The sequence below is a fragment of the Limosilactobacillus caecicola genome (assembly GCF_943192935.1).
Classification (GTDB): domain Bacteria; phylum Bacillota; class Bacilli; order Lactobacillales; family Lactobacillaceae; genus Limosilactobacillus; species Limosilactobacillus caecicola.
Genome location: NZ_CALPCI010000001.1, coordinates 299,918 through 317,909, shown reverse-complemented (window position 1 = coordinate 317,909; position 17,992 = coordinate 299,918). Strand labels below are relative to the sequence as shown.

At 42.1% G+C, this 17,992-nt stretch carries 13 protein-coding genes and 1 pseudogene; 12 read left to right on the top strand and 2 right to left on the bottom strand.

Annotated elements, in window-relative coordinates:
- Positions 1-35 precede the first annotated feature (35 nt).
- From NFR43_RS01550 to NFR43_RS01520, 7 genes and pseudogenes are all read left to right on the top strand, one after another.
- Positions 36-686: an HAD family hydrolase gene (locus NFR43_RS01550; RefSeq protein ID WP_251545784.1), complete on the top strand. Its 651-nt coding sequence runs from the start codon at positions 36-38 to the stop codon at positions 684-686.
- Between the two features lie 255 nt (positions 687-941).
- Positions 942-3,341 carry a phosphoketolase family protein gene (locus NFR43_RS01545; RefSeq protein ID WP_251545782.1) on the top strand — a complete coding sequence of 800 codons (2,400 nt, stop codon included), beginning with the start codon at positions 942-944 and terminating at the stop codon, positions 3,339-3,341.
- A 216-nt stretch (positions 3,342-3,557) separates the two neighbouring features.
- Positions 3,558-5,969, top strand: a complete 2,412-nt coding sequence (locus NFR43_RS01540; protein WP_251545780.1) for an MMPL family transporter — start codon at positions 3,558-3,560, stop codon at positions 5,967-5,969.
- A gap of 79 nt (positions 5,970-6,048) precedes the next feature.
- A pseudogene (locus NFR43_RS08550) lies at positions 6,049-6,126 on the top strand (alcohol dehydrogenase catalytic domain-containing protein); the annotation flags it as partial.
- A gap of 168 nt (positions 6,127-6,294) precedes the next feature.
- Positions 6,295-6,948, top strand: a complete 654-nt coding sequence (locus tag NFR43_RS01530; RefSeq protein ID WP_251545778.1) for an NAD(P)-dependent oxidoreductase — start codon at positions 6,295-6,297, stop codon at positions 6,946-6,948.
- A 169-nt stretch (positions 6,949-7,117) separates the two neighbouring features.
- Positions 7,118-7,858 carry a fructose permease gene (locus NFR43_RS01525; protein WP_251545769.1) on the top strand — a complete coding sequence of 247 codons (741 nt, stop codon included), beginning with the start codon at positions 7,118-7,120 and terminating at the stop codon, positions 7,856-7,858.
- Positions 7,859-7,882: 24 nt separating this feature from the next.
- Positions 7,883-8,290, top strand: coding sequence for a VOC family protein (locus NFR43_RS01520; protein WP_251545767.1), 408 nt, complete (start codon positions 7,883-7,885; stop codon positions 8,288-8,290).
- Positions 8,291-8,392: 102 nt separating this feature from the next.
- On the opposite strand, the gene NFR43_RS01515 is transcribed toward NFR43_RS01520, so the two are convergent.
- Both NFR43_RS01515 and NFR43_RS01510 read right to left on the bottom strand, forming a co-directional pair.
- A complete protein-coding gene (locus tag NFR43_RS01515) occupies positions 8,393-9,055 on the bottom strand; it encodes a histidine phosphatase family protein (RefSeq protein WP_251545765.1) in 663 nt (220 codons plus the stop codon).
- Between the two features lie 24 nt (positions 9,056-9,079).
- Positions 9,080-11,155, bottom strand: coding sequence for a BglG family transcription antiterminator (locus NFR43_RS01510; RefSeq protein ID WP_251545763.1), 2,076 nt, complete (start codon positions 11,153-11,155; stop codon positions 9,080-9,082).
- Positions 11,156-11,290: 135 nt separating this feature from the next.
- Between NFR43_RS01510 and NFR43_RS01505 the strand changes: the two genes are divergently transcribed.
- From NFR43_RS01505 to tkt (NFR43_RS01485), 5 genes are all read left to right on the top strand, one after another.
- Complete coding sequence (locus NFR43_RS01505) at positions 11,291-11,731, top strand: PTS sugar transporter subunit IIA (protein WP_251545761.1); 441 nt, start codon at positions 11,291-11,293, stop codon at positions 11,729-11,731.
- 11 nt (positions 11,732-11,742) lie between these two features.
- The gene (locus NFR43_RS01500; RefSeq protein ID WP_251545759.1) at positions 11,743-12,039 is read left to right on the top strand and encodes a PTS sugar transporter subunit IIB; all 297 of its coding nucleotides are present in this window, start codon (positions 11,743-11,745) and stop codon (positions 12,037-12,039) included.
- Positions 12,040-12,112: 73 nt separating this feature from the next.
- The gene (locus tag NFR43_RS01495) at positions 12,113-13,483 is read left to right on the top strand and encodes a PTS ascorbate transporter subunit IIC (RefSeq protein WP_251545757.1); all 1,371 of its coding nucleotides are present in this window, start codon (positions 12,113-12,115) and stop codon (positions 13,481-13,483) included.
- Positions 13,484-13,564: 81 nt separating this feature from the next.
- The gene (tkt, locus tag NFR43_RS01490; RefSeq protein WP_251545755.1) at positions 13,565-15,529 is read left to right on the top strand and encodes a transketolase; all 1,965 of its coding nucleotides are present in this window, start codon (positions 13,565-13,567) and stop codon (positions 15,527-15,529) included.
- A 324-nt stretch (positions 15,530-15,853) separates the two neighbouring features.
- The gene (gene tkt, locus NFR43_RS01485; RefSeq protein ID WP_251545753.1) at positions 15,854-17,836 is read left to right on the top strand and encodes a transketolase; all 1,983 of its coding nucleotides are present in this window, start codon (positions 15,854-15,856) and stop codon (positions 17,834-17,836) included.
- Positions 17,837-17,992 lie beyond the last annotated feature (156 nt).

The following is a 17,992-nucleotide window of genomic DNA, read 5'->3' as shown; positions in this document are numbered from 1 at the left end:
GGTGACAATTGCACGCATTGCTATAGGAGGGCAACATGTTATTAAATTATTTCTTTGACTTTGATAAAACGCTCGCGAGTTCGGGCGATGCTTCCGTTAAAGCAACGAAACAGGCATTTCAGGACAACGGTTTAACCGTGCCAACGACCGACGAGATCTTGGACTTCATGGGGATTCCGGCCGAAGTTTCATTTCCTAAAATGGCTGCAGAACCGTTAGATCAGGCCCAAACACAAAAGGTCGTGGACCGTTTCCGCGAAGTTTACAGCGATTACGAATTGGAATCTACTAAGTTATATCCAGGGATCCAAGCAATGCTGGATAAGTTAACCCAACGCCATAAAAACCTGTTCATCGTTTCCAGCAAGCAAACCGATGCGGTTGACCGGAATCTCAATAATTTGAAGATCCGCCACTACTTCAAAGATGTTGTCGGTTGTGATCAGGTGGACCACTACAAACCGGCTCCAGATGGCATTTTATTGCTCCTCGATAAGTACCAACTCCAAAAGGAAGATAGTGTGATGATCGGTGATGCCCGTTACGATTTACAAATGGGTAAAGCCGCCGGCGTGCAGACTTGTGGAGTCACCTGGGATGCCTTTGATGTTGAAAGCCTCAAACGTGAACACCCAACCTACTTAATTGATGCACCACTAGAATTATTACCATTAGATCAAGATTAAATGTTTTAAGAACACGGAAGAATGTTACAATTCCGTGTTCTTTTTGTGTAAAAAGGAATTTTTTGTGTTCAGTAACTTTCAAATCCCTTGGGAGACAAGGAATACAGATTTCTAAAAATTGGACCGTATCAATTTCTAAAAAGGTTGACTTTTTGCTAAAATGCTTTATCATAATAGTCGTAAATTGATGAGATTTACGATGCGTTACATAGTCGAATACGTAGTTATTTCTTTATAGAAGGAGTGTTTATTACAATGACAGTAGATTACGATTCCAAGCAATACTTGGAAAATGTTGATGCTTACTGGCGTGCTGCCAACTACCTTTCAGTTGGTACGCTGTTCTTAATGCACAACCCACTGTTACGTCGTGAATTAGAGGCTAAGGACGTTAAGCCTAAGCCAATTGGTCACTGGGGTACGATTGTTCCTCAAAACTTCATTTACGCACACTTAAACCGTGTCATCAAGAAGTACGACCTGGACATGTTCTACATTGAAGGTTCCGGTCACGGTGGCCAAGTAATGGTTAACAACTCATACTTGGATGGTTCATACACTGAAATTTACCCTGACTACACTCAAGATGTTAAGGGTATGGCTAAGCTGTTCAAGCACTTCTCATTCCCAGGTGGTACTGCTTCACACGCTGCCCCTGAAACTCCAGGTTCCATCCACGAAGGTGGGGAATTAGGTTACTCCCTTTCCCACGGTGTTGGTGCTATCTTAGATAACCCTGACGTTATCGCCGCTGTTGAAATTGGTGACGGGGAAGCTGAAACTGGCCCATTGGCTGCTTCATGGTTCTCAGACAAGTTCATCAACCCAATCAAGGATGGTGCCGTATTACCAATCCTTCAAATCAACGGTTTCAAGATTTCTAACCCAACCATCGTTTCTCGGATGACTAATGAAGAACTTACTAAGTACTTCGAAGGTATGGGCTGGAAGCCATACTTCGTTTCAGCTTACACTGATGGCGAATTTGATGGTTTGAAGCCTCACATGGAAGTCCACGAAGAAATGGCTAAGGTTATGGACAAGGCCATTGAAGAAATCAAGGCTATCCAAAAGAACGCTCGTGAAAACAATGATGACTCATTACCACAATGGCCAATGATCATCTTCCGTGTTCCTAAGGGTTGGACTGGTCCTAAGAAGGATCTTGACGGTAACCCAATCGAAAACTCATTCCGTGCTCACCAAATTCCTATTCCGGTATCACAAGATGACATGGAACACAAGGACATGCTTGTTGACTGGATGAAGTCATACAAGCCTGAAGAATTATTCGACGAAGATGGTCACCCAGTAGAAGCAGTTACGATGACTACTCCTAAGGGCGACAAGCGGATGGCTATGAACCCTATCACCAACGGTGGTATCGATCCTAAGCCATTAGTCCTCCCAGACTACCGTGAATTTTCTGTGGATGTTAAGACTCCAGGTTCTGTTGTAAAGCAAGACATGATCGAATGGGGTAAGTACCTGAACAAGGTTGCTGAATTGAACCCTAACAACTTCCGTGGTTTCGGTCCTGACGAATCCAAGTCTAACCGTCTCTACGCAATCCTTGACGATCAAAAGCGTCAATGGATGGAGGACATTCATGAACCAAACGATGAAAACATGAACCGCTCTGGTCGGATGATCGACTCACAACTTTCAGAACACCAAGCTGAAGGTTGGCTTGAAGGTTACACTCTGACTGGTCGTCACGGTTTCTTCGCAACTTATGAATCATTTGGTCGGGTTGTTGACTCAATGTTGACTCAACACATGAAGTGGTTACGGAAGGCTAAGGAAATGTACTGGCGTCATGACTACCCAGCACTGAACTTTGTTGATACTTCAACTGTCTTCCAACAAGACCACAACGGTTACACTCACCAAGATCCAGGTCTGTTGACTCACCTTTACGAAAAGGAACGTCCAGACTTAGTTAAGGAATACCTTCCAGCTGATACCAACTCACTGATGGCTATTTCTGATGTTGCATTCCGCAACCGTGAATGCATCAACATCTTCGTAACTTCTAAGCACCCACGTGCACAATGGTTCTCCATTGACGAAGCTACTGAACTTGCTAAGAACGGCTTGATGTACGTTGACTGGGCTTCAACTGACCAAGACGCTGACCCAGATGTTGTCTTCGCTTCTGCTGGTACTGAACCTACTGAAGAAGCTCTTGCTGCTATCAGCCTTCTTCACGAAAGCTTCCCAGAATTGAAGATTCGTTACATCAACGTTGTTGACATCATGAAGTTGATGACGCTTGAAAAGAACCCAGAAGGTCTTTCTGACGAAGAATTCGATCGTTACTTCACTACTGATGCTCCTGTAATCTTTGCATGGCACGGTTTCGAAGACATGATCCAATCACTCTTCTTCCCACGTCACAACCACAACCTTCACGTTCATTGTTACCGTGAAAATGGTGATATCACCACGCCATTCGACATGCGTGTCTTGAACGAACTTGATCGTTACCACTTAGCTAAGGATGCTATCCTGAACGTTAAGGGTTACGAACAAAAGGCTGCTTCCTTCGCTCAAAAGATGGATGACATGGTTGCAAAGCACAACCAATACATTCGTGACGAAGGTAAGGATCTTCCAGAAGTTGAAAACTGGGTATGGAAGACTTTAAAGTAATAACTACCTAACGTTTCGCGTTTTAAATCGCAAAAAGGCATGGTCCTAATCGACCATGCTTTTTTTGTGCACAAATTGGGACAATCGTCTCAATTTGTAGATTGAAGCAACAGTGACAGCGTGTTATGCTCTTCACTGTTGTGAATTTGAATGTAATGGCATTCAACATTCAAGCCACGAAATACATGAAATATTAGTAAAGGAGTCGCAAGAGAAGTGAAAAAATTTGTGCAAAATCACGTGTTCTCATTGATTGCGTGGGTCATCATTCTAGTGATTGCCTTAGTATCATTTCCTAACGTTAACCAACTGACGCGTGATCATTCAGCCGTCAATTTGCCAGCGAGTGCCCAGAGCCAAATTGCGGAGAATATCCAAGAAAATCATTGGGGACACCACCAGGGCAATTCGTATCAAGTCGTTGCCGTTTTTAATAACGGTGACCATTCGATGACGAAAGCTCAGCAGGCGAAGGTGCAGGCGACAATCAATAAGTTGCAGCAACACCAGAGTCGTTATGGGATCAAGAGCATGTTGGCGCCCCAGGATAATGCGGCCACCAAGAAACAATTAATTTCAAAGGATGGTTCGACCCAGATTGTCCAACTGTACGTTAGCAAAAAGCACGGGACGATTAATCACGTTAATAAGCAGTTAACGAGTGCCATCAAAACCAGTGGGATCAAAACTTACGTCACTGGTGCGGACGTCTTGAATGATGACTTTTCCGAAGCAATCCAACAAGGAATTAAGAAGACAGAACTCATTTCCGTTATTTTCATTTTCATTGTCCTCTTGTTGGTCTTCCGGTCACCAATTACGCCGTTGATCTCACTGTTAACGGTCGGGGTTTCATTCATGACTTCGTTCAGCATTGTGACGAATTTGGTGAAGCATTTCAACTTTCCATTTTCTAATTTTACCCAGGTCTTCATGGTAATTGTTCTTTTCGGGATCGGGACGGACTATAATATCCTGCTCTACAATAAGTTCAAGGAAAACCTCGGTAACGGTATGGATAAGTGGGAAGCCACTCATGATGCCCAACATAGTGCCGGTCGGACGATTTTGTATTCTGGTTCATCTATCCTGATTGGGTTTACTTCGTTAGCATTAGCGAAGTTCTCGATTTACCAATCTGCCGTCGGGGTGGCCGTTGGGGTCGCGGTGCTGCTTGTCGTACTGCTAACCTTAAACCCATTCTTTATGGCGATCTTTGGTAAAAAGATGTTCTGGCCAGAAAAGAAATTTGTGGGAGAAAATCCTAACAAATTCTGGCATAAGTTGGCCACCTCGTCAGTCGCCCACCCAATCATTTCACTGGTTCTGGTGTTCGTGATTCTATTGCCAATTGGCTTGTCTTACCAAAACCACCTCAACTATGATGACGCTGCAGAAATTAGCAACTCAACGCCGTCTAAGAAGGGACTGTTGGTTGTGGAAGACCACTTCTCCAAAGGGACGGCCGAACCCGTTACGATCTATCTGCGGGCCAACCACAAGTTAGATAATGAACGGGACCTGCTGTTGATTGACCGGTTAACCGATCAATTAAAGAAGAATAGCGACGTCCAAACCGTAGCTTCCGTGACCCAGCCAGCTGGCTCCAAGGTCAGTCAGTTGTACGTTAATAATCAACTGGCCCAATTAACGGGGCAATTAGGCACCGCCACTTCCAGCATGTCACAAATGCAAAGTGGTATGCAGCAAAGTGAGCAACAACAAGCTGCCCAACAAAGTAGTCAGATGATGCAGGGCTTAGGACAATTAGATAGTGGGCTCCAGGCTGGCTCGCAATACCTGACTGGTTTACAAAAGTCTGCCGCAGCGCAAACTTTCTACCTGCCACAATCAGAAATGGCTAATGCTCAGATCCAACAATCTGTGAACACGTACTTGTCTGACAACAAAAAGATTGCCAAGATTACGGTCGTTTTGAAGTCGAACCCAAGTAACACCCGTTCGACGAAGGCCATTCACCAAATTACTAAGATTGCAAAGTACTCTCTCAAGGGCACGAACCTTGGTAAGGCCAAAGTAGCCGTTGGTGGGCAATCCTCCAAGATCGCGGATACGAAGAACGTTGCCGGTGGCGACTTCTTGCGGACGGCCATCATCATGGTTGTCGGTATCGGTCTGGCCCTGATCTTTGTGACCCGGTCACTTCTTCAACCACTGTACATTATTGGAACACTGGTTACAGCTTACCTGGCATCATTATCCATCACCCATGTCTTGACACATTGGATCCTGGGTCGGTCAATGTTGACTTGGAATACGCCGTTCTTCAGCTTTATCATGCTGCTAGCCCTTGGGGTAGATTACAATATCTTCCTGGCGATGCGCTACCGGAATTATGACCAGTACAAGCTCCTGCCAACGGAACGGATTATCCGGGCTTCCGCTGTGATCGGGACGGTGGTAACCTCTGCAGCTATCATTTTAGGTGGAACCTTTGCGGCCTTGATCCCGTCCGGCATTCCAACCCTGATTGAAGTGGCAATGACGGTCATCATTGGGTTAATCATTTTGGTAATTATCATTCCACTAGTAATTCCAAGCACGATTCACCTGACCTACCCGCTTAAGTCGACTTTCCATGACCAAGATGGTGAAAAGAAAGTTTAATTAAATTAAGTCAACTGTCTCATCAACACTGATGAGGCAGTTTTTCTTAATCGTTCCTAGAAATCTCTTACATCCACTCCCAATTATCTTAGGCCACGAAGGGTCAGGGATCGTTGAAAAGGTTGGTTCTGAAGTCAAGGATTACAAATCGGGTGACTAGTTCACTTCAACATTCCTCCTTTAGAAATAATATCGTCCCTTGCATCGACGCAGTGCAAGGGGCTTTTTTGGTGTGGAACGTAAATTTATTCCACGTCTGGGAATCTTGGAATGAGTGAATTGATTATAATAAATTACAGATCAAGATTAGAAAGGAAGGATTATCATGAAAAAAGTCGGTGTAATTGGTGCTAGTGGGATGGCCGGCAGTGCCATTTATCAATTAGCGAGTGCTGATTCCAATTTGGATGTAATCGGGATTGTCCGGAATGAAAAGCGGGCGAAGGAGGTCCTGGGTGACGATGCAAACCTATTGATTACCGGAGACGTGTTAAACTTGTCAGACGCGGAATTAGCCCGGTTCGACGTGATCATTGACGCTTTTGGCACGGCACCTGCCAATGCCGATCAACAAATCAAGTTAGCCGAAAAATTAATCAATGTGGCGCGGCAGGGCAAGATCCGGGTTATCTTTATTCTGGGTGCCGGAAGTTTGCATACCGGTGAAGATAACCACCTGGTAGTTGACGACTTGGCCAAGTTACCGAACGCTGAAACCTGGATTAATACGCCAAAGCAACAACTGAAGGAACTAGAATTCTTGGAAACCGTGGATGATGCTGACTGGCTTGGCATTTCACCAGCAATGACGTTTGAATCAGGCCCAGCGACCGATTATGAACTGGGTCAGGATGAATTACTGTTTAACTCCGCCAATGTTTCACGAGTAACTTCCGGGACGATGGCCAAATTAGTAGTCAGTGAAGTGGTCGATCCACAACACCACCAAGAACGGATTACGCTAGTTAATGAAGGATAAGGAATCACTAAAAAGTGTAACGTTTTCAATGTCAATCAGCCGCCTGGAGGACCGTCGTTAGGTCATACGAAAATTAATTTGTGAAATCTTTGTGAAACGTTTGACAACCCCTCCGAGAGAGTGTAAATTATAGCTTTGTAAGCACATTCACAAAGAGAGGAAGTTAGCTATGGATGAACAAACGCCTGTCCAAGGGAAGGTCCAAGAACGGACGATTTCCCTGACAGCTAGTTGGGCGTTTTTTGCCTTTTCTATCGTGATCAACTCGATGGGGAATGTTTTGACGCTGGTTACTAGTTCACATGTCCACCCACAATTCCTGGGTTCAGCATACTGGACTGCTGCTGAAAATAACTTGGGGATTGCCGTGTTGGGTAATAATTCAATGACCCTGTTCTGGGCCTTCATGGTGCTGGGGATGTTGACCTCAGTCCTGAACGCAATTTTGATGCATAAATGGGATTGGAAACGAATTGGTGGTAACTTTATTTTCATGTTGCCATTTTCAATTTTCATTCAATGGTTCTCCGACATTTTTAACCGGATTATGCCAGACGCCACTTCGTTACCAATGGTTATTCTCTACGTTTTGATTAACTTCTTAGGGGTGGCTTTTATCGGGACTGCCATTTCGATTTACCAACGGGTCAACTTGGTTCTGCACCCGGCGGATGACTTGTATCAAATCATCCGGTTCCGTTACTGTCATGGGAATGCATCCATTTCAATGTGGATGTCATATATTCCGCCGACAGTGATGGCGATTATCGCGGCCATCATGCAGGGTGGTATTTACAACTTTGGGTTAGGGACCCTGTTTGCTTTAGCATTCCAAGGGGCCATTACTGGCTGGGCCGACCGGCATATTTTCCCGAAGCTGCATCACCAAGCTTTGGATATTGGTAACTAATTGGAAATAAAGGAGATTATTATCATGGCATTTAACAAGAGCTTAGCAGGTTACTTTGACGACGTTCAACACATTGGAATTCCAACTGATGACATGGCCGCAACGATTGCTTTTTGGGAAAAGCTGGGCTTCAAGAAGTTGGGAGAATTTGATACTGATGACCAAGGCAACGAAGTAGTGTTCATGCATTACAACCACTTGACTTTGGAAATCTGGACTGGTGACGGTGCCGTTTGCAAGACTGGTGCGATCAACCACATTTCTTTGAACACTAAGGATGCCGATGCAGCATTCAAGGCTGCTAAAGCAGAAGGCTTCAAGGTCAAGGATGACGCAGTTCAACACCTTGATTTCTGGGACAAGGGCATTAAGTTCTTCAACATTGAAGGACCAAATGCTGAAACGATTGAATTTTGTGAAATCGTGAAATAAAAATCGATGACTCAATTAAAAGGACCGCTACCCCATTCGGGTAGCGGTCCTTTTGTGTTCATGTTGCTAATGCAGAAGCATACTTTTCTATTTGAAGGGTTATTAACACTTCGTAACGTTAAACTCTGCCAATTTAATGGTACCATCTGGCGCTAAATCTAGGCGGGAGTAACTACCGTTAGCTGGTACTGCCCTACTATCGTCGTCACGATAGACTTTGGCACCATAATGCTCACAAATTGTCCGAATCAATGTTCCATGTGAAACAACCAGAATGTTGTCGCCAGTGTCAAAATGGTGACTTTGTAGTTCTTGCAAGAACGCTTGCCAACGGTTTAGGACGGCGGGATAACTTTCGGCTAAGTGAGAATGATCATGTTCAACCATCAGGTCCCGGACCTTCTTCATTCCACCATGTTTAATAATGTCGTTTTGGGTGTGCATTTCAGTGCCGGTGGTAATATCGGCCCAGACCTGGTCAATCGGCATCGCGTCAAATTCGCCAAAGTTCACTTCCCGCAGTTCGAGCCGGTATTCGGGAGTGAGGTGGTTCGGAAGCTGGTCTTGAATGAGTTGAGTTGTCTGTTTAGCCCGGCCAAGGTCAGAAGAGAAAACGGCCTGAAACGGAATTTGTGCCAAATTTTTTCCTAACGTGGTGGCTTGGTGCTGGCCACGTTCCGTCAAGGCAGAGTCAGTAATGCCTTGCATGCGGTTCATTTGATTTAAAAAGGTTTGTCCGTGGCGGACTAGATATAGGTGTGCCATTAAAATGCCTCCATTGACTGTGCTTTAACTGAGTAAATTGCTATCTTGTAATAATTTATTAAATTCCGTTAGCGTTTGAATATGACTTAATTGGTTAAAATAATTATCATTTTGAACAAATTCTAATAGATTCGCTAAAACTCTAAGGTGTTGATGCTGGTCAACTGGTGCTAAGCCAACTACTAAACGTATCTCTTTACTAGAATGAGTTGTTTTAAATGGCTGTTTAAATAGAGTATAGCTGAATCCAAGATGATTTACACCAGCTGAAGGGGTAGCATGAGCAAGAAAAATTCCATTGCCAATTGCCATATAATCGCCATGTTCTTCAGTAAGCTTAATGATTTGTTTAGTATAAGCAGGTTCGATGGTTTTGTTTTGCTCTAAGCTACGAAGTGATTTTTGGATGGCAGTTTTCCAATCTACAGCTTGTTCAACCAATGCGGTGCTGTAATTGATTGGTGTTTTTTCACTTACTATTTGTGGAGCATTGTTGTTACGAGTAGATTTCTGAATATACTCACGGAGCTCTTTTTCTAAACCGTTTGGATCAACCATCCGGGTATGATGAGCAATGATGTCCATTAACGTTGCAACTTGAACTTTGTTATTAGTCGAATTCTGAATTAATTTTACTTCTTGGAGCCAATGATCAATTTGCTGCCAATCATAATTAGTTGGAATTACGGGTACTTTAATCATCGGAATTTTTTCAGGGCTTTTTGGTAAGGCCATGGTGCTAAGAATTAAACGTGTGTTTTGGTGATCTGCATTTTCATATTGGAAAATATTATATGGCCCAGTAAAGATGACATTAGGATAGTGAGCCCTTAATTGGGAGATTAATAATTCGGAAGTGCCAATACCACTGGAACAGATTACCATTGCACTATTTTGGTCTCTGGCCGTAATGTTCGAGTTTCTGAGAGCGCTACTAAAATATACAGTAATTAGAGCGATTTCATCATCTGAGAGTCTCTTTTTTGTGAATTGCTCGAATGGCTTAATTGACAATTTAGTAATTTCAAATGTTTCCTGGTAGGATTCTTTAATTTGTGTAACTAAGGGATTTTTATATTTAATCTGGTATTTAACTCTGTAATAGGTTGATATGAGATGGATTGTTAGGTTCTTTTTTAAATTTTGACCATTAAAAGGTAAGTTCACGTCAGCAATTGTGTTAAACCTTTGGATAATTTGGGCTACTAATGGCTGAAGAATGGGGATCATTGGGTTATCTTCACTAATATGCTGGTAGGCTTGAGTGTTTACGATTTCTGCTAAAAAAATAGCTTCTGAAGTTGATGCTATTCCGATATCATTTAAAAAACTTTTTGCCCATGTATAAGTTAGAGAGTATTCACCGATTTGGTATTGATTCTGTAATTTGTGATTTGGAAAGGCTTTAGCACGTTCAATAATCCAACTAATGTAAGCTGTTAATAAATTTAAAGAATCATCAGTGAACGCATTTCCAGTAATCCGTTCTAATAGATTTAGTTGGTCAATATATTTAATACGTTCATTGTTTTGAAACGTCAATTTTGGTTTGATGAGTTCCATAATGCTTCTAAAATTTTCGAATACCCATCGTCTCAAGACGTTTTCATTTCCTGAAAAGTACTTACCATCTTTAGTGTTTTTTAGGGAAAGCTGTGGAGGAACTAACGTTTTAACAGTTTTTAGGTCGGTGATGATGGTATTTTTACTAACTTCAAACTGGTCGGTTAATTGATTTAATGATGTTTTATTACGGCACATTAAACAAAATGCAATCAACAGGACTCGATCATCTTTTGATAACGCGGGGAAGTTAAAGTGACTGAATAATTCTATAAAACTATGAGCAACGTTAGTTTGCCAACTTTTTAGTAAAGCTTGACGGGTTTCTTTAGGAAGTCGGTAGCCGATTCCTCTGATATTTTCCACCTCATCTAGTCCATTTGCTGTTAATGTTTCATTTATTTTTTTAATTGTATAAAAAATGCTTCGTCTTGATAATTTTAAAGCAGTTTCCAATGTTTCTAGCGAAACTGCAGTAGGAGATTTAATTAAGACATTTAGTAATTGTTTACCATGTTTTACTTTTTTGAATTCCACTATTGCGTCACCTTATTTCTTTACTAAATCATTATACTAGTGCAATTTTTGCACTAAAGCAAGTCACATTATTGCACTTGTTGGGTAATTAGCAAATGATTATTATAAAAATCGTAAAGAAGTGAGGTGATTTTTTTGGCACTAGAGTTATTAAATGCTGACACTGTTCAAGTCCTCGAAGGAGATAATCTTAATTGGCAAGGGGCGATTCGCCGAGCAGCAAAGCCACTTGTAGAAAATGGAACTGTCGGGGAGGACTATGTTCAATCAATGATTGATGTTGTTCAAGATAAAGGACCATATATTAATATTGGGCCAAATATTGCATTGGCTCATTCACGTCCAAGCGACAGTGTAAAGAAAGTTGGCTTGGCCTTATTAAAGACGAATTGCTCCATTGACCTAGTTAGTGAGGAGCATCCCATTAAATTGTGGTTTGTACTTTCAGCAGTTGATAGTAATAGCCACTTGAAGGTGATCCAAGAACTATCACAAGTTTTGATGGATAAGGAACGGACTAATGGGTTATTGGCATCAACATCAGTGGATCAGATCTTAGATGTTTTAAAGGATTAGGGGGAATCGCTATGAAGTTTGAAGCTTTATGTCAATCAGGTTTAGGCAGTAGTTTTATGGTTCAAATGAACATTCAAAACCTTTTACAACAAGAAAATGTTCAGGAAGATATCAAAGTTGACCATTCCGATATTGGTAGTGCTACTGGAGATCAAGCAGATTATTTTTTCTTAGATCCAACCCTTAAAACTTCCGCAGGGAGCTTACCGCAAGAAAAAATTGTTATTTTGAACAGTCTTGTTGATGCGGATGAATTAAAAGAAAAGGTTAATGCAATTTTGGATAAGGAAGGAATTGCACACGATTAATTAGTGAGTGAAGATATTATTCTTCTCCTTTTGCAATTATTTTCTCACTCATTAATTTATGGGGGATTAGTTTATGAATGGAATATTAAATCTATTTGAAAGTATTGCAACTACTCCTGCTTTATTAGTTGGATTAATTGCGTTAGTTGGTTTACTTCTTCAAAAGAAGAGTGCTACGGAAGTTATTCAAGGTACAATTAAAACTTTCGCTGGTTTCTTAATATTAACTGGTGGTTCCACAATTTTAAGCGATGCCTTAACTCCATTTGCTAAAATGTTCAAGTTTGCATTGGGCGTACAAGGGGTTGTGCCTAGTAACGAAGCTGTTGTAGCGATTGCATTGGTTAAATATGGCTCTGTCACTGCTTTGATTATGTTAGTCGGGATGATTGTCAACATCTTGTTGGCTCGTTTCACAAAATTTAAGTACATTTATTTAACTGGTCAGGCTATGCTATATGTTTCGTGTTTGACAGCTGTTGTCTTGATTAGTGCAGGAATTGGAAATAATTGGAAGACTGTTTTACTTGGCGGCTTGTTTGAAGGTACATTACTGACGATTACGCCCGCTTTCTGTCAACCATTCATGCGCGAAATTACACACGGCGATAACATTGCGATGGGCCACACTGGTAACATTGGTTACGCAATTGCCGGGTTAGTTGGTAAATGGTTTGGTGATAAGAAGCACAGTACTGAAGATATTGAATTTCCTAAGTCTTTAGGTTTCTTACGTGATTCTACTGTTTCAATCACAATTGTTATGGGAATTGTTTACATTATTTTAGCGATCATTGCTGGGCCTCATTTTGTTGAAAACAAATTAAGTGACGGTACAAACTATATCGTTTATGCCTTTGTTCAAGCTGGTACTTTCGCTGCCGGATTTGCAGTTGTTTTACAAGGTGTTCGGATGATTTTGGCTGAAATCGTTCCTGCCTTCCAAGGGATTGCTAAGAAGTTAGTTCCAAATTCAAAGCCTGCTTTGGATGTACCAATCATTTTCCCATTTGCACCAAATGCTGTACTACTCGGCTTTATCGTTAGTTTTGCTGTTGGTGTACTAAGTATGTTTGCAATGGTTGCAATGCACACCGTTGTTATCATTCCTGGTGTTGTTGGACACTTTTTCTGTGGTGCCGCAGCTGCTATTTATGGTAACTCTAAGGGTGGCCGTCGTGGTGCAATCCTTGGTGCGATTGTTAACAGTTTATTGATTAGTTGGCTACCACTTTACATCTTGCCTGTTTTAGGCAATTTGAAGATGGCTGCTTCTACATTTGCTGATACTGATTACTTGGTACCAGGGATTTTGCTTGGTAACTTAGGTCACTTTGGACCAACTGCTGTAACCTTCAGTATCATCGGCTTTACTGTAATTGTAATTATCGTAAGTATGTTGATGAAGTCACCAAAGACTGCAACTCCAAAGGAAAGCAAATAGTTAAATGTACATCGGATAATTACTAGGACCGAATCTAATATTAGGCACTTAGTAGTTATCCTTTTTATTAGGAGGTCAATTATGGATAATAAAGAAATGCAAGCTGTTAATGCGCTTCGCTTTTTAAGTGTGGATATGATTCAAAAAGCGAACAGTGGTCACCCTGGTGTAGCAATTGATGCTGCGCCCATGGCATATGGCCTATGGGAAAAGGCGATGAACTTTAACCCCAAAGATTCGGAATGGTTAAATCGTGATCGATTTGTTTTATCCTCAGGGCATGGGTCTTCGTTATTATATAGTTTGCTATATTTCAATCAATTTGGTTTGACAATTGATGATGTAAAAAACTTTCGGCAGTTAGGTTCCAAGACACCAGGGCACCCAGAATATGGCCATACCAAGGGGGTGGATGCCACGACTGGTCCATTATCTCAAGGATTAGCAATGGCTGTCGGAATGGCGATGGCAGAAAAGCATCTTGCTGCAATGTACAATAAGCCGGGTTACAAGGTGATTGATCATTATACCTACTCGCTATTGGGTGATGGAGATTTGATGGAAGGCTTAAGCGAAGAGGCGATGAATCTTGCTGGCGATAAAGGCCTATCTAAATTAATTGTTCTCTATGATTCAAACGATATTTCACTTGACGGACCCTTAAGCTTAAGTACAAATGAAGATGTTCAAAAGAGGGCTGAAGCAGCTGGATGGGATTACTTTAAGGTTTCAGATGGTAATACTGACGTGGATGCAATCGTATCTGCAATTGAAAAGGCAAAGCAAACGGATAAACCATCACTAATTGAAGTTAAAACTACTATTGGTTATGGAACACCACAGAGTGGTACTAATGCGGTTCACGGTTCACCATTAGGTGAAGAGAATGTTGCCAAAATGCGGGACTTCTTTAAGTGGGAATTAGCGCCATTTGAATTTACAGATGAAATTCATAAATACTTCGACGATGCTATTGAAACTAAAAAAGCTAACTATGATAAGTGGACAAAGATGTTTGACGAATATCAAGCAAAATATCCTGACGAAGCAAAACAGTTAACTACACAAACTTTAGATGTCGATCAATTAACTACTAGTTACAAGCCTGGGGATTCAATTGCTACGCGGGTAGCTAGTCAAGAAATTTTGCAGCAAGTTGCCAAGCATAATCCTGAGTTTTGGGGAGGAGCAGCTGACTTAGCTTCATCTAATAAGACCTTCTTAGATAATGATGGACAGTTTACTAAAGATAATCCTGCTGGCCGGAATGTTTTCTTTGGTGTTCGCGAGTTTGGGATGGGGGCTGCCGTTAATGGAATGAATCTTCACGGTGGTAATCGTGCATTTGGTAGTACATTCTTCGTATTTACCGATTACTTGCGCTCTGCAGTTCGTTCTGCGGCCATTATGAGTTTGCCTTCAATCTTTATCGGATCTCATGATTCGATTGCTGTTGGTGAAGATGGTCCAACGCACGAGCCAATCGAACATCTGACTAGTTTCAGAGCAATGCCAAATCTCAATTTGATTCGTCCAGCTGATGCAAATGAAACGCTGGCAGCTTGGAGAATGATTGGTCAAACTACCAATCGCCCATCGTTGTTGGTAACTTCTCGTCAAAAATTACCTGTAATGAAGGAAACTATTGATGCACCGATTGAAAAAGGTGGATATGTTCTTTCGGATTCAGACAAGCAAGAACCAGATGGTATTATTCTTGCTGCCGGTTCAGAAGTATCATTAGCCATGAATGCTAAAGCGCAATTACTTAAAGATGGAATTGACGTTCGGGTGGTATCAATGCCGGTAATGAATTTGTTTGACGAACAATCTGCTGAATATAAAGAAAGTGTGCTACCAAGTAATGTAACAAAACGGTTAGCCGTAGAAATGGGCGCAACAATGAGTTGGTATCGCTATGTTGGACTAAATGGTAAGGTCATGGGAATTGATACTTTTGGCGCTAGTGGTAAAGGAGAAGAGGTAATCAAACACTTTGGCTTTACTCCGGAAAATGTTGCTAGAGAATTTAAAAGTCTTGGTTAATAATTAGTATTATCTTAAATTTTGATAACTCTTTTTGCAAAGGGCCGTTGAGTATAGGAACTTAACGGCTTTTTTCAATATGCCTTTATGGTAACTACCTAAAAGATTTTTTGGAAAAATGATTGCATTTTATGGCAAATTGGTATAGTATCTTAATCGTTGATTGAATTAGACCATTTAGTCAATATAATTGTGAAATGCCTTGATTATGGCAGTTCACAATAAATACCAATTAGAATATATTTTGATACAAATAACTATACCTTTAATTACTATCAATCCACACACAAATAACGCGAGTTTTCGCGATGAGGTGAATAGTTTATGAGTAATCAAAATATGGAAGCAGTGAATGCTTTAAGAATGTTAAGTGCAGACATGATTAACCGGGCCCAAAGTGGGCACCCGGGAATCGTGTTAGATGCTGCACCAATGGCCTATACTTTATACGAAAAAGTGATGAACTTTAATCCTGCAGATCCAAATTGGATGAACCGGGATCGTTTCGTGTTGTCATCAGGGCACGCTTCGGCACTTTTGTACAGTCTGTTGTACTTTAACCAATTTGGCTTGACCATTGATGACTTGAAAGAATTCCGTCAGTTAGGCTCCAAGACTCCTGGTCACCCTGAATATGGGGTCACGGCGGGAGTTGATGCCACGACTGGACCACTTTCTCAAGGGATCGCAATGGCGGTCGGCATGGCGATGGCTGAAAAACACTTGGCAGCCATTTATAACAAACCAGGTTATCCAGTCATTGATCACTACACCTACACTTTGCTTGGTGATGGTGATTTGATGGAAGGCCTGAGTGAGGAAGCCATCAACATTGCTGGACAACACCAGTTGAGTAAGTTGATTGTCTTGTATGATTCTAACGATGTTTCGTTGGATGGCCCACTGAGCTTCAGTACTCATGAAAATGTTCAGCAACGCTTTAACGCTGCTGGCTGGGATTTCCAACGTGTTGACGATGGTAATAATGACCTGTCAGGGATTCAGGCAGCCTTGGAAAAGGCGCAAAACACCGATAAGCCGTCGATCATTGAAGTCAAGACGACTATCGGGATTGGGACGAAGGAAGCTGGTACAAACAAGATCCACGGTGCGGCCTTAACTGATGATCAAATCAAACAATTACGGGATTACTACAATTGGGATGCGTCACCATTTACTTTTGCGGACTCCGTTTATGAGACTTTTCAAAACGCCCTTGATAGCAAGAAGCCAAACTATGACGAATGGCAAACGATGATTAAGAAATACCAAGCGGCTTACCCAGAAGAATACCAACGGCTGATGAGTGACCACCTGGACACTGACGGGATCACGACCAAGTACCAACCGGGTGATGAAGTTGCTACCCGGAATGCTTGTGCCGAAGTACTGGAAGAACTTGCCAAGAAGAACCCACAACTCTGGACGGGAGCAGCCGACCTTTCGTCTTCTACTAAGACGAATTTACAAGCTACGGACCGGTTCTCCGCTGACCATCCAGAAGGGCGGAACGTCTACTTTGGCGTTCGTGAATTTGGTATGGCAGCAGCCACGAACGGCATGAACTTGCACGGTGGTAACCGGATTCTTTGCAGTACGTTTTTAACCTTTACGGACTACATGCGTTCTGCAATCCGGTCAGCGGCCCTGATGCACTTGCCATCAGTCTTCGTTGGTTCACATGATTCGATTGCAGTGGGGGAAGACGGCCCAACCCATGAACCAATTGAACACGTTGCCAGTTACCGGGCAATGCCAAACGTCAATGTCTTCCGGCCAGCGGATGCCAATGAAATGTTGGCTAGCTGGCAGGTCATTGCTAATACGACCGATCGGCCATCCGTCATGGTCACCAGTCGGCAAAAATTGCCGGTTCTTGCGGAAACGGTGGGCGCTCAAGTTGACCGTGGAGGATACATTCTCAAGGATAGCAAGGCTGGTTTACCCGACCTGATTATCATGGCAACTGGTTCAGAAGTTCAGCTGGCGATGGACGTTCAGGCACGTTTAGCAAAGAACGGTCTTAATGTCCGGGTTGCTTCGATGCCATGTGTTGATATCTTTAAGGAACAACCACAGGGTTACCGTGACAGCGTTTTTCCACCAGAAGTTAAGAATCGGGTGGCAATTGAAATGGGTGCCAGCCAAAGCTGGTACGAATTTGTCGGTCTAGATGGTCAAGTTTTTGGCATCGATAGGTTTGGAGCCAGCGGTAAGGGTGATGAAGTGATCACACACTTTGGTTTCACCCCTGAAAACATCACTAACCAGATTTTGAAGAAGATGAAAGTGACTGTAACTGAATAGTTTAAATAAGATGAACGCTCTAGAACTAATAGAAACTAGTAAGTTGTAGGGCGTTTTTTTGATATGCTCAAAAATAAAGAATGTTTAACAATTAATGTCCATGCCTATGGACATTAATTTATCTTCAGGTATTACTGAAATTGCTAGAATTATGAT

Bases quoted from the DNA above. Each gene is read 5' to 3' on its own strand.
- NFR43_RS01545 (WP_251545782.1), top strand. From the start codon at position 942: ATGACAGTAGATTACGATTCCAAGCAATACTTGGAAAATGTTGATGCT.
- NFR43_RS01520 (WP_251545767.1), top strand. From the start codon at position 7,883: ATGGCATTTAACAAGAGCTTAGCAGGTTACTTTGACGACGTTCAACAC.
- tkt (WP_251545753.1), top strand. From the start codon at position 15,854: ATGAGTAATCAAAATATGGAAGCAGTGAATGCTTTAAGAATGTTAAGT.
- NFR43_RS01530 (WP_251545778.1), top strand. From the start codon at position 6,295: ATGAAAAAAGTCGGTGTAATTGGTGCTAGTGGGATGGCCGGCAGTGCC.
- NFR43_RS01525 (WP_251545769.1), top strand. From the start codon at position 7,118: ATGGATGAACAAACGCCTGTCCAAGGGAAGGTCCAAGAACGGACGATT.
- NFR43_RS01550 (WP_251545784.1), top strand. From the start codon at position 36: ATGTTATTAAATTATTTCTTTGACTTTGATAAAACGCTCGCGAGTTCG.
- NFR43_RS01495 (WP_251545757.1), top strand. From the start codon at position 12,113: ATGAATGGAATATTAAATCTATTTGAAAGTATTGCAACTACTCCTGCT.
- tkt (WP_251545755.1), top strand. From the start codon at position 13,565: ATGGATAATAAAGAAATGCAAGCTGTTAATGCGCTTCGCTTTTTAAGT.
- NFR43_RS01515 (WP_251545765.1), bottom strand. From the start codon at position 9,055: ATGGCACACCTATATCTAGTCCGCCACGGACAAACCTTTTTAAATCAA.
- NFR43_RS01500 (WP_251545759.1), top strand. From the start codon at position 11,743: ATGAAGTTTGAAGCTTTATGTCAATCAGGTTTAGGCAGTAGTTTTATG.